8 protein-coding genes and 1 riboswitch are annotated in these 12,538 nt (G+C 70.5%); of the genes, 4 read left to right on the forward strand and 4 right to left on the reverse strand.

From position 1 onward, the window contains the following. Window positions 1-198 precede the first annotated feature (198 nt). The gene (locus tag ACLJOK_RS13675) at window positions 199-1,227 is read right to left on the reverse strand and encodes an amidohydrolase family protein (RefSeq protein ID WP_410818800.1); all 1,029 of its coding nucleotides are present in this window, start codon (window positions 1,225-1,227) and stop codon (window positions 199-201) included. A gap of 167 nt (window positions 1,228-1,394) precedes the next feature. Further along, window positions 1,395-1,474: riboswitch (cobalamin riboswitch) on the forward strand. Between the two features lie 58 nt (window positions 1,475-1,532). Between ACLJOK_RS13675 and ACLJOK_RS13680 the strand changes: the two genes are divergently transcribed. The 3 genes from ACLJOK_RS13680 to ACLJOK_RS13690 are packed head-to-tail and all read left to right on the forward strand — an operon-like array spanning window position 1,533 to window position 3,090. After that, complete coding sequence (locus tag ACLJOK_RS13680) at window positions 1,533-1,736, forward strand: CbtB domain-containing protein (protein WP_410818802.1); 204 nt, start codon at window positions 1,533-1,535, stop codon at window positions 1,734-1,736. Then, on the forward strand, window positions 1,727-2,500 hold the full coding sequence (locus tag ACLJOK_RS13685; protein WP_410818804.1) for a CbtA family protein: 774 nt from the start codon (window positions 1,727-1,729) through the stop codon (window positions 2,498-2,500). Before ACLJOK_RS13680 ends, ACLJOK_RS13685 begins: the two co-directional genes overlap by 10 nt. Then, on the forward strand, window positions 2,497-3,090 hold the full coding sequence (locus ACLJOK_RS13690; RefSeq protein ID WP_410818805.1) for a histidine phosphatase family protein: 594 nt from the start codon (window positions 2,497-2,499) through the stop codon (window positions 3,088-3,090). The genes ACLJOK_RS13685 and ACLJOK_RS13690 overlap by 4 nt, the downstream gene beginning before the upstream one ends. A 63-nt stretch (window positions 3,091-3,153) precedes the next feature. Here the strand turns inward: ACLJOK_RS13690 and ACLJOK_RS13695 are convergent, their stop codons facing one another. Then, entirely contained in the window at window positions 3,154-4,656 is a 1,503-nt protein-coding gene (locus ACLJOK_RS13695) for an MFS transporter (protein ID WP_410818807.1), read from the reverse strand. Between the two features lie 190 nt (window positions 4,657-4,846). Here ACLJOK_RS13695 and ACLJOK_RS13700 point away from each other — a divergent pair, with 190 nt between their 5' ends. Further along, window positions 4,847-5,479: a TetR family transcriptional regulator gene (locus ACLJOK_RS13700; protein WP_410818808.1), complete on the forward strand. Its 633-nt coding sequence runs from the start codon at window positions 4,847-4,849 to the stop codon at window positions 5,477-5,479. Window positions 5,480-5,560: 81 nt separating this feature from the next. Here the strand turns inward: ACLJOK_RS13700 and ACLJOK_RS13705 are convergent, their stop codons facing one another. Continuing rightward, on the reverse strand, window positions 5,561-11,176 hold the full coding sequence (locus tag ACLJOK_RS13705; protein WP_410818810.1) for a GH92 family glycosyl hydrolase: 5,616 nt from the start codon (window positions 11,174-11,176) through the stop codon (window positions 5,561-5,563). Window positions 11,177-11,452: 276 nt separating this feature from the next. Next, window positions 11,453-12,532, reverse strand: a complete 1,080-nt coding sequence (locus tag ACLJOK_RS13710) for a glycoside hydrolase family 19 protein (RefSeq protein ID WP_410818812.1) — start codon at window positions 12,530-12,532, stop codon at window positions 11,453-11,455. Window positions 12,533-12,538: the final 6 nt, after the last annotated feature.

Below are 12,538 nucleotides of genomic sequence, written 5' to 3' on the forward strand. Positions count from 1 at the left end.
TTGGAGATAGGTCGGATGTTTCCCACGATCAGGCGTTACCTTGCCACGCATTCACGTATGTTGCCAAGGTCTTGCCGGCATGTTTTGCCATCGTTACCTGCACCACCGAAGGCATACGTCAGACCAAATCGACATCGGCTGCTGTCGCTAACATGTTATCGATAACATGCTATGTCCCCAGTTCGGAAGCCGCTGCGCTCAGGAAGAGGCCAGCCGGTAGACGCGGCCGGCGGTCCGGCGCCAGATCGCCGCCCGCTCGTCATCGGACAGCGGATCCAGCAGGTCACCGACGACGGCAACCCAGCGGGTGTACGAGGTGGCGAGCAGGCACACCGGCCAGTCCGAGCCGAACATCAGCCGATCCGGCCCGAACACGTCGAGGGCGTGCTCGACTGCGGGCCGCAGGCCGGCCGTCGTCCAGGACCCGCCGTCCACTTCGGTCACCAGGCCGGAGAGCTTTGCCGTCGTGTTGGGCTCGGCCGCGAGCATCCGCAGGTCGTGCCGCCAGTCACCGAGATCGGCGCGCCCGAGCGGCGGCTTGCCGAGGTGGTCCAGGACGAACCGCACCTGGGGCAGGTCGCGGACGAGCCGGGTGGCCGCCGGCAGTTGACGATGGCGCACCAGGAGGTCGAAGGCGAGGCCGGCGGCACCGACCGTGGCGATGCCCCGCCGCACGTCGGGGCGGTCGAGATAGGTCGGGTCGGGTTCGGACTGGACCAGGTGGCGGATCCCGACCAGCCGTTCCCCGCCACGCGCCCGGCGTAATCGGGCGAGGCGGCGGTCGACATCGGCCCCGGTGAGGTCGACCCAGCCGACGACCCCGACGATGAGGGGGTCGTCGGCCGCGATGCCGAGCAGTTCGGGCGTCTCCGACCGAACGGCGACGGACTGCACGACAACGGTCTGGGTGACCCCGGCGGCCCGGGTCGCCGGGGCGAGCTCGACCGGCGTGAAGTCGTCGTCGATCGCGGCCATGGTGTGCGGATCGATCCAGGGCTGCGGGTGCCGCGCCCGGACCCAGAGGTGATGATGCGCGTCCACGATGCCCGGTCGTCGCGCGACCTCGCCGGTCGTCACCGGAACCGTCCTGGCGCGTTCTCGCCCACCCCACACCCCGCCCAGCCGCTGATCGATCCCCCCGGGGTCGACCCGGAGCCACAGGTCGATCTGGCAGGTTGACCATGTTAGCGGTAACAGACTGTTGTCGAGTGCAGGAACGCGCGCCACGAAAGGCCTGCGCCAGTGTCGCATTTTGGTCTGACGAATCCACCGGCACCTGCGGCTGGTCCGCCTCGTTGACGTACCGGTATCCGAACGCGTTCGGGGCGCGGAGCCCGGGTTGACCGCCTGAGGCGGCACCGATACCGTCGACCCACTATCTGCGGCGACGCGAGGGAAGCCGGTGTGAATCCGGCGCGGTCGCGCCACTGTGAGCGGTTCCCCAGCCACAACCGGGGGCCGCGAGCCAGGACGCTCGGTCGTCCGCAGCCTTGCGATGGGGACGCGTCATCCCTGGGGAGGTTCGTGTATTCATGTCTAGCTCCGCTTCCAGCCAGCCGGTGGTGCACCCCGCTGGCAGTTCCCGTCTGCTGTGGACGGCTCTGGCGACCGTTGCCGCGCTCACCCTGCTGACGTACCTCGTCGCCTTCGACCAGGGGGCGGTGTCGCGCAGCGGGATGTACCTGCACGAGCTGATGCACGACGGCAGGCACCTGCTGGGCGTCCCGTGCCACTGAACGCCACCACCACTCCCCCGTTCGTCGCCGTGCTCGTTCGCGGGCTGCTGGCCGGCCTGATCGCCGGCCTGATCGCCGGGGCGTTCGCGTACGTCGCCGGCGAACCGCACGTCGAGGCAGCCATCGCCATCGAGGAGGCGGCGTCGCACACCGAGCCCGCCGCCGCTGGTGCACACGATCATGAGGACGCCCTGGTCAGCCGCACGGGTCAGCGCGGCGGCCTGTTCCTGGCCACCGGCCTGTTCGGGGCCGCGATGGGTGGCCTGCTGGCCACGGCGTACGTCCTGCTGTCCCGGCGGCGGCGCGGCGACGACGACGGGCGGTCGGGTCTGCTGCTGGCCGGCGCGGCGCTGCTCGGCGCGGTGATCGTGCCGTTCCTCAAGTACCCGGCGAATCCGCCGGCGGTCGGCGACCCGGCCACCATCAACCAACGGACCGTCACCTACCTGTTGATGGTGGTGCTCGGGCTGGTGGCCGTGTGGGCCGGCTCGCTGGGCTACCGGTCGGTCGGCGCCCAGGCGCCGACGTGGTTGCGCGCCGCCGCGGCCGTGGGCGGGTTCCTGCTGGTCACGGCAGTGTCGTACGTGGTGATGCCGTCCTTCCAGGAGGTTCCGGCGGACTTCCCGGCGACCCTGCTGTGGAGTTTCCGACTGGCCTCGCTCGGCACCCAGGTCGTGCTCTGGACCGGCATCGGCCTGCTGTTCGCGGCCCTGATGCACCACGAGCGGCGTCGCCGGGCCGGCACCGCACTGCCGAGCACGTGACCGGCACCAGCCTCCGGCTGGTCGCCCACGGTCACACCGCCGCTCTTCGCCGGGCCCGCTTCGGCGGCGCCGACGACGGCCTGGACGAGGGTGGCCTGCGTGCCGCACTCGCCCAGGCCCGCGCGGGCGCAGACCGGCGTGGGCCCCTCGGCGTGAACGCCACCTGCCTGTCCAGCCCCGCGGCGGCCGCTCGACAGACCGCCGACGCCTTCGGCCTGTTGCCGACGATCGAGACGGCGTTGGCCGACTGCGACTACGGGGACTGGTCCGGGCGGTCGCTTGCGGAGATCGCTGACACGCAGCCGCAGGCGCTGCACGACTGGCTGTCCGCACCGGACACCGCGCCGCACGGCGGTGAGTCCGTCACGGCCGTGCGGGATCGGGTCGGCAGCTGGCTGGACGAGCAACACCGAGCCGGCGGGCGCGTCATCGCGGTCACCCATCCTCTGGTGATCCGGGTCGCCGTGGTGCACGCCCTCGGCCTTCCGATGGCGACGTACCGGCAGGTGGACGTGGAGCCGTTGGCGGTCGTCCGGCTCACCAGCCAGGGCGCGCGCTGGCACCTTCGCCTGGGCACGCCGGGAGCTTGAGGTCGCACCAGAACGGGGCAGGCCGTGCCCACCAGCAGTGGACACGGCCTGCGCTCGTTCGGCTCAGTGGTGCCGGTGGGGCAGGTGCAGCTCGACCGGCTCGGGCGGAAGGTCGTCGACCCCGGCGGCGACGGCCTGTTCGTGACGGCGACGCGCCGAGGGCAGGGCGAGGGCCGCGAAGACGGCCAGGACCGCGACGCCCGCGCACACCCAGAAGCCGGCGGTGAACGCCGTGTCGGTGGGCAGCCCCGCAGGGGTGCTGTTCGACGTGATGACGGCCGCCACGACCGCCGCGCCGATGCTGCTGCCGATGGTGCGGGCGATGGTGTTGACGCCGCTCGCCTCGCCGGTCTGCACGGCCGGGACGCTCTCGATGATGGCGTTGGACATCGCCGCGAACGCCAGGCCGATGCCGGCGCCGGTGAGGACCCCGGAGAGCAGCACCTGCCAGGTCGCTCCGTGCGCGAGCGCCGGCAGCGCGAATGCGACGACGACAGCGACAGTGCCGAGGAACATCGGAACCTTGGGACCGAAGCGCCGGTCCAGCAGGCCCGCGAGGGGACCGAAGACCACCATCATCAGGACGGTGGGCAGCAGGAACAGGCCCGCCTGGGACACCGTCTTGCCGAACCCGTACCCGGTGGCGGCGGGAAGTTGCAGCAGGGTCGGCACCAGCACGAACGTCCCGAACATCGCGAACCCGAGGATCAGGGCGACCAGGTCGGTGGCCCAGACACCGCGGATCCGCATCAGGCGCATGTCGATGAGCGGCTCACGTACGCGCAGCTCGACCCGGACGAACACCACCATCGCCACTGCGCCGAGCAGGAACAGGCCGATGGTCTTCGGCTCGGTCCAGCCCCAGCCCTGCCCCTTGCTCACGGCCAGCAGCAACGAGACCAGCGACACCGACAGGATGACCGCGCCGAGCATGTCGAGCCGCCCGGGCGTGCGGACCCGCGACTCGGGCATCCCGAAGATGGCCCCGAGCAGCGCGACGACGACGAGGACCAGCGGCAGCCAGAACAGCCAGTGCCACGACAGGTGCTCCACGATCGGGCCCGCGGCCACGATGCCGACACCAGCGCCGACACCGAAGATCGCCGACAGCAGGCCGACGGTGACGCCGACCTTCTCCCGGGGCAGTTGGTCGCGGACGATGCCGATCGACAGCGGCAGGATCGCTCCGGCGGCACCCTGGAGCGCACGCGCGACGATCAGCACGGTCAGGTTGGGAGCCAGGGCGGCGAGCAGGGTGCCCGCGGCGAGGGCCGCGAGGACGCCGATGAGGACCCGACGCTTACCGACCATGTCACCGAGACGTCCGAGGATGGGCGTCAGCACCGAGGCGGCCAACAGGTATGCCGTGAGCACCCAGCTGATGTCTCCGGTCGAGACGCCCAGGTCCCTTCCGATGGTGGACAGCGCGGGCGCCACCAGCGACTGGAGCACCGCGAACGCCAGGCCCCCCAGTGACAGGTACAGCACCAGGAGGGTGCTGTTGGCGCGCGGGGCGGCGCCGGGCGCGGAGCCGAGGTCTGTCGACTCCTCGATGGTGTGGGTCATGAAATCCCCGAACTAGATGTAAACGTTTGCTGACTTAGCCAGTATGCGCAGCCCGGGACGCATGTCAACAGTCGTTTACGTCACCTCGGGCCGCACCGGACCTTGCGGTCGGCAGAAAGTCAACATATGTTTACTTGCTAGGCCCGCACCGAGCGGCGGATGGACGGCAGAGCGACAGAGAGGACACGTCGTGACAGCAGAACCGCCTGTCCCCGCGACCGGTGACACCGCCGGCGAACCGGCCCAGCGTCGCCGTCGGGACGCGGCCGAGACCCGGCAACTCCTGCTCGACGCCGCTCGCCAGCGCTTCGCCCGGGACGGCTACGCGGCCACCACCGTCCGGGACATCGCCGACGACGCGGGCGTCAACGTCGCGCTCATCAGCCGCTACTTCACGTCGAAGGAGGGCCTGTTCGAGGCGTGCCTGCGAGCCGCGGGCGACGAACTGCGCCGAACGACAGGTCAGACGCCCGCCGACCGGGTGCCCGAGGCCATCGCCCGGCACATCGCCGACCTCGGCGCGGCGGGTCTGTCGAGCCAACTCTCACTGCTGCTGCGGTCGTCCGGGGACGCGGGGGCCGACGAGATCCGGCGCGCCGTCCTGGTCCGATCCGGCGAACAACTGGCGGCAGCTCGCGGGTGGCGCCCCGGCGAACCGGACAGCCAACAACTCCTGCTCCGCGCCCAGATGGCCCTCGCCGCCGGCATCGGAGTCGCGGTGCTGCGATCCTCGATCCAGCTGGAACCGCTGAGTTCCGCCACCGAAGAGGATCTTGTGGGGCCGCTGCGCGACCTGGTCAACGCGCTGCTGCCACCGCACTGAAAGTCGATCATTGTCTAACCGGCGTGGGGCGGGCCGTGATCACGGCCCGCCCCACGCGCTCGCACTGTCCCCGGCTCGGTGCTAGCCGGTGACGGTGAACGGTCGGGACACCTTCGTCGCCGACGTGGCGCCGTTCAGCGTGACACTGGTCGCGCCCGCCTTCGCCGCACCCGCAACGCTGACCGTCGCGCCGGAGATGACGCCGTCACCGTTCGCGCGCACGGTGCTGACCGCCAGTCCGGTCCCGAAAGCGATCGTGACCACCTCGTTCGGCGCGAACCCGGAACCGTCGACCATGATCGACGTGCCGCGCGGGCCCGACGTGGTCAACAACGCCACCCGCGGCTGGTAGGTGCGCGCCTCCGGCTCCCCGGTCACCTGGACGGTGGCCGTGGCCGGCGTACGCGAGGACGCGCCCGTCGCGGTGACGGCGTACCGGCCGGGTTGCGCGTCACCGGAGGTCGGCACCGAGGCACGGACCGTTCCCGTCGCGGAGGCCGCGACCTTCATGGTCCGGCCCGGGTCGGTGCCGACGCTGACGGTCACCTGCTCGCCGGCGGCGAAGCCGCTGCCGGCGACGGTGATCGCGCCACCGGTGGTGACGGTGCCGGACGCGGACAGCGCGATCGCCGGCTGCGACCCGCCCCGAGCCACGGTCACTGTGAAGGACTCGGTGCTGCTCGACAACGTGTCCCACGCGGTGACGCGCACCGTGTAGGTGCCCTCCCGTGCATAGGTGTGCTGGCCGCTCATCGCACCGGACTCGCCGATCGTCACGTCGTTCGGAACCGTGCCGTCACCCCACTGGACGCGGGCGCGGTAGCCCGTCGTACCGGGAACGCCGCCGGTCACCGCACCGAGGTTCGCCGCGAGGGCCTGCCCGGCGGTGGCCGTCTGGTTCTTCGGGGCTGCGGTCGCCAGCGCCGGGGCGGGCGTGCCGTCGTTGGCCACGGCGAACACGTGGATCCGACCCGCCGAGCGAGGGTCACCGGTCTGCGCCGGCAGGGTCACCGACACCAGCGTCTTGCCCGCCGGGATCTGGTACGGCGCGGTGGCGAAGACGAACGGCTGGGCGCCGTCGCGGCTCGTGCCCTGCAACCGGTACGCCGTCCGGGCGACGATGATGTTGCCGAAGGACGGGGTGCCGTTGGCGTTGCCGCCCAGCGTCCAGTCGCTCAACTGGATCGGAACGCTGGCCGTGCTGCCGTCGCTGAACGTCGCCGTGCCGGTGGTGCTCTGATTGCCCTGCGTTCCGGCACCGATGAACGAGATGCTCTTCGCGTCCTGCGGAAGGTCGAGAACGACCGTCGCCCCGTTGCCGGTGGCGTTGTCCGGCTGCCCGGCCGGGATCACCGGCAGGGTGAACCGCAGACCCGTTCCAGGAACCTGCTGCGCCTGGCCCTGGGTGGCACCACCGGCCGCCAGGGCGGCCCGCGAGTACGCCCACGACTTGGCGTCACAGTCCGCCGCCAGGACCCCTTCGTCACCGACGCAGACGTTGTCGAACGCGGCAGTGAGACCGGAGGCCGGGGCGTACGCCACCTCGACGCCGACCGTCGCGGAGCTCTGGCTCTCGCCATCGGTCACCGTGACGTTCGCCTGGTGGTAGCCGGGCGTGGTGTAGACGTGCGACCCGGCGATGCGGTAGACGGCCCGCGAGCTCAACGTCACGGTGCCCGCGGTGACCGGCGTGCCGTCACCCCAGTCGATCGTGGCCTGGTAGCCGCCGGCGTCGCCGCCGGTGACGGTGGCCAACGGCACCGAGACGGCTACACCGGAGGTCGCGTGCACGCCGTCCGCGGCGGTGACGGTGATGTCGCCGCCCCCGAGGTCGAGGTCACCCCCGGCGAGCAGCTCGACCTCGGCGAGGTTGGTCTGCGCGGCGCCGACGGTCTTCGTGACGGCGAGGCGGAACTGGGCGAACCGTCCCGGCTTGTGGATCGAGTACGGGCGGGTCTGGTTGCGCGACGGGAACACCTGGCCGGTGCGGGAGTCCACAGTGGTCCAGGTGAGGCCGTCGTTGGAGCCCTGGAGGCGCCAGTCCGCCGGATCGCCGGCAGCGGCCCCGGACGTGACGGTGTAGTACTTCGGCTTCTGCTTGCCACCACGGAAGGCCCAGGTGATCTGCGGGGTCGCCGAGGTGAAGGTCAGCTGCGTGTTCGACGAGTCGTCGAACAGCTTCGACGCGTCCTGACCGCCGGTCACGGCAGCGGTGCCGAGACCGGGGCCGGTGACGTCCTGCAACGGCTTCGGCGCCTCGTCACCCTTTGTCAACGACGGCGGGGCGTCGTTCCGGCCGCTGCCCCACGACGACGGCTTGGATCCCATCTGGAAGTCGATGGTGCCGCCCTTGGCGAGCGCCGCCACATCCACTGACAGGCCGCGCTGCTTCTTGCCGTTCACCTTGACGTCCTGCACGTAGACGTTCGCCGCGCTGTTGTTCGGCGCGTTGACGACGATGTCGCCGCTGCTGCGGTGCACTGTCATCCTGGTGAACTGCGGCGAGCCGATCGCCCACTCGGACGACCCGGCCTGCAACGGGTAGATGCCCAGCGAGCTGAGGATGTACCACGACGACATCTCGCCGTTGTCCTCGTCGCCCAGGTAGCCCTGGCCGATCTCACTGCCGACGTAGAGTCGCCGCAGGATCTCCCGCACCGTCTCCTGGGTCTTGGCCGGCGCGCCGGCGACGTTGTACATGTACGGGATGTGGTGCGACGGCTGGTTGCTCATGCCGAGCTGACCCATCCGCACCGCGCGCGCCTCGAGCATCTCGTGGATGACGCCGCCGTAACCACCGGGGCGGTCGGCGTTCTCCGGGGTGGTGAAGAACGCGTCGAGCTTGTCCCGCAGCGCCTTCTGCCCGCCGTACAGGTTAATCAGACCCTGGCCGTCCTGCTGCGCGGTGAACGCGAAGTTCCACCCGTTGGTCTCGGTGTAGACGCCACCCCAGTCCAGCGGGTCACCGGCGAGGAAGTTGCCGGCGGCGTTGCGGCCCTGGAAGAGCTTCGTCTTCGGGTCGAAGAGGTGGACGTAGTTGCGGGCCCGCTCCAGGAAGTACCGCGACTCCTCCTTGAGCCGGGCGCGCTCCGCCTTCGGCGTGGCCGGGTCCTTGGCGAGCGCCGCACCCATGTTGCCGATGCCGAAGTCGTTGATGTAGCCCTCCAGCGCCCAGGACACCGACTCCCCCGTGGACGTCGGCGTGTAGCCGAGGAACAGAGAGCTCTCGATGCCCTTGCGCCCGACCGCGCTGCGCCCGGACGCGACGGTCGCGTCCTTGACGGCCGCGTCGTACGCCGCGAGCGGGTCGGGCAGCTTGACCCCGGTGAGGTACGCCTGGGCCAGCGCCACGTTCGCGCTGGTGCCGGTCATCAGGTCGGCGTAGCCGGGGGACGACCAGCGGGCGATCCAGCCGCCGTCGCGGTAGTGCTGGACGAACCCGTCGGAGATCTTGGCGGCGACGTCCGGGTAGAGCAGCGCGTAGGCGGGCCACACGGTGCGGTAGGTGTCCCAGAAGCCGTTGTTGACGTAGATCTGCCCGTCGACGACCTTCGCGCCGGTCTGGGTGGGGGTCGACGCGCCGGTCGGCGCCGAGACCGGGCTCGCGTACTGCCAGCGCGGCTTGGCTGCGGTGCCGGTGTTCTCCGACTGGGAGTTCGGGTAGAGGTTCAGCCGGTACAGGTTCGAGTACATGGTGACCAGCTGCGACTCGTTGGCGCCGCGCACCTCGACCCGCCCGAGCCGGTCCTTCCACGCGGCCGTCGCGGCGGCGTGGATCTCGTCGAAGCTCTTGCCGGTGACCTCCAGATCGAGGTTGCGGCGCGCCTGGTCGACGGAGAGGAACGACGTGGCGAGACGCATCGTCACCTCCCGCGACCCGGAGAGGTCGAAGGTGGCCGACGTCGCGGCGGACGCCGTCGGTGCCCGGTCGAAGGTGCCGGAGACGAACATCCGGCTACGCCCGGCGGACAGGCCGCTTCCGTTGTCGACCCAACCGGCGAACGCGCCGTCCGCGCCGATGGTGAACGTGCCGTTGTGGAAGGCGAGGCTTCCGGTCGCCTGCCCGGTAGGGAAGGTGAACCGCATGATCCCGGCGTGGTCGGTGGGCGACATCTCCGCGACCAGGCCGTTCTGGAGCCTGACCCGGTAGAGGTCCGGCTGTGCCGTCTCGTCGTCGTGGCTGAAGGCGAGCGCGCGACTGGCGGGCTGACCGGTGAGCGGTCCGCCACCGACGACCGGCATGACAGACATCTGGTTGCGGTCACCCATCCAGGGGCTGGGCTCGTGGGAGATCGCGAGACCCTGGAGCATGGGCAGGTTGGCCTCGTTGTTGATCCGGTGGTACTCGTACTCCCACGAGTCGGAGGTCGCGTCGGTCACCGGGGTGAAGAAGTTGAACCCGTTCGGCACGGCGGTGATCGGCAGGTTGTTGCCGCGCGAGAAACCGCCCGTCGAGTTGGTGCCCCGTCGGGTGTCCACGTAGTTGGTCAGCTTCGAGCCGTCGATCGACGCCGGCGCGGCCGTCAGCTCGATGTCGTCGAGCCAACCCTGGAACCGGGTGGCCCCGGTGGCCTGCGGATTGTCGTACGCGAGCAGGATGCGGTCGATCGTCTTGCCGAGGGCGACGGTGCCGAGGTCGGCCTGCACCAGGTTCCACTGGTCGGCGAAGAGCACCTTCGAGGTGCCCTGGCCGGCGCCGGTGAGCGGGTTACCGTGCTGGTCGGCGGGCGAGCGAGCACTCAGGTAACTGCCGTCGGTGAAGTGCAGGTCGACGGCGGCGTAGGTGGACGGGTAGCGGCCGTCCCCACCGGTGAACTCGGGGAAGATCTTGTACGACAGCCGGGTCTTCGGCCCGACCGGGATGGTGACGTCGAAGAGCTTGTTGGTCGCGTACGACCGGCCGTTGCCCTCGGCGCCGCCGGAGTAGCGCAGCGCGGCCAGTCCGGTGAACCCGACGTCCGGCTTCGTGGTGTAGCCGCCGTTCGGGCCGGCGGTCGCCACGCTGACCATGGGGGTGGCTGGCGGGCGGACGTCCGAGCCGTCGCTGATGTTCCAGTCGGCGAGCTGCACGAGCGAGTCACCGGAGTTCGCGGTGACGCTGAGCCGGTAGAAGCCGTAGGCGTTCGGGTTGGTGAAGCTGTACGTCTTGGTGGCGAAGCGCCCGCTGAACTTCTCGCCGGCGCGCTTGTCCAGGTCGGTCCAGGTGCTGCCGTCGTTCGACCCCTGGACGACGAAGTCCTTCGGGTCCCGGGTCGGTGCGTCGTCGGCCGCGGTCAGCGAGTACCGCGCCACCGTCGCCGGCTTGGCGAGTTGGTAGGTCACCCAGCCGGTGGACGCGAACACGAGCCACTTGGTCGACGGATCGTCGTCCCTGAGGTTCGCGGCGATCTCTCGCGGCGGGTTCTCGTCGCTCGCGGTCACGGCGCTGACCTGGCCGAGCAGGCTGCCGGGCAGCGTGGCGACAGTGCCGCTCAGGTTGGCCTGGACCGGCTTTCCGTTCGGGCCGACCTCCACGGTGCTGGTGGCGGGCTGCGGGTCGGCGGACTCGAACGAGGAGGTGAAGTTGCCCGGCGGTGCGGGGGTGGGGGCGGCGTTCGCCAGGGGCGCGGCGACGAGCAGGCCCAGCGGTAGCAGGGCGGCTGTCGTCGCCGCGATCAGGCGGGGTGAGAGGGAACGCGCAAGGGGGGTGTGCGACATGAGGGACGGAGCCTTTCGACTCGAACCGGGTCGAGTACGTCGAACGTCTGGGCAGTGTGGAGCGGGTGGCGGGTCGGAGCCCTGACATCGTTGTCATCGGAGATCGTGAGCAACGGGTGCCGGGGCGGGTGGACTGCCGCTGATAGTTCCGGGCACAGCACGGCCGTGTCAACGGGTTGATCGCGCCGAAACGGCCGCCGCCCCCACCGGGCCCCGGCCGCCGATGCGCCGGGCCTCGACGCCGTCCGGGGACGTACGCCGAGGCCCGGCCACGGATCAGCAGTAGAGGTTGGCTCCTGCGGACACCCCGAGGATGCCGACGAACTGCTGGTACCTGGTGACGCGACTCTGCACCTGGGCGGGGTTTCCGCCGTTGCACTCGATCGAGCCGTTGATGCTGCGGATCGTCTGACCGAACCCGGCGCCGTTGACCATCGCGTTGTGGGCGGTCATGGTGCCCGGCCCGTTCTGGGTCATCCAGTACCAGATACCGGTCTTCCAGGCCACCGCGGCGTCGGTCTGCACCAGCCACGGGTTGGTCAGCAGCGGCAGGTTGAGGGCGTTGCCCGCGGCGTTGTAGTTGAAGTTCCAACTGAGCTGGATCGGCCCGCGCCCGTAGTAGGCGGCCTGCCCGGCGGGGCAGCCGTACGGCTGGCCGTAGTCGCAGTAGTGCGGGTAGTTCGCGGTGTTCTGCTCGACCACGTGCACGAGCCCGCCGGTCTCGTGGTAGACGTTCGCCAGGAAGGCAGCGGCCTCCTGCCGCTGGACTGTGGCACTGCCGCTGCGGGCGAACGCCGGGTAGGCGCTGAGCGCGGCGACGAGCCCGGAGTACGTGTAAAACGAGTTGCGGCCCGGGAACATCTGGTTGAACTGGGCCTCGGTGACCACGAAGCCACCCGGGTTGGTGGGCGGCGGGTTGGTCGGCGGCTGACCGCCACAGGTGTAGGGCTCCCAGTACCAGGTGCTGACGACGGGGTCGTACCCCGGATTGTCGTGCTCGGCGATGTAGTAGGAACCGTTGGTGTAGCGCACGATCGCCCCGGTGGCGTACCAGGTCCCGGCGGTCCAGTTCGGGTAGCTGCAGGTCCCCCCGGTAGGCGGCGTGGTGCCCCCTCCGCACGCACCGAGGTCCTCCCACACGCCGGTCGTGCCCGGCGGCGCCTCGTTCTGGGTCCACCACTTCGCCCGGTAGTTACGGCCGTTGTGGGAGACCTGGGCGTCTCCCCAGTAGACCGCCGAGGCCTGCCACGATGCCGAGCAGGCCGCCGCCGACGCGGCGGTGGCCGGGATGACCGCGACCAGTCCACCGGCGACGATCAGTGCCGCCAGCGCGACCAGCGCGCGCAGTCTCGTCATGGGATC

The sequence above is a fragment of the Micromonospora sp. 050-3 genome (assembly GCF_046549335.1).
Classification (GTDB): domain Bacteria; phylum Actinomycetota; class Actinomycetes; order Mycobacteriales; family Micromonosporaceae; genus Micromonospora; species Micromonospora trifolii.

Bases quoted from the DNA above. Each gene is read 5' to 3' on its own strand.
- ACLJOK_RS13680 (WP_410818802.1), top strand. From the start codon at position 1,533: ATGTCTAGCTCCGCTTCCAGCCAGCCGGTGGTGCACCCCGCTGGCAGT.
- ACLJOK_RS13705 (WP_410818810.1), bottom strand. From the start codon at position 11,176: ATGTCGCACACCCCCCTTGCGCGTTCCCTCTCACCCCGCCTGATCGCG.
- ACLJOK_RS13695 (WP_410818807.1), bottom strand. From the start codon at position 4,656: ATGACCCACACCATCGAGGAGTCGACAGACCTCGGCTCCGCGCCCGGC.
- ACLJOK_RS13710 (WP_410818812.1), bottom strand. From the start codon at position 12,532: ATGACGAGACTGCGCGCGCTGGTCGCGCTGGCGGCACTGATCGTCGCC.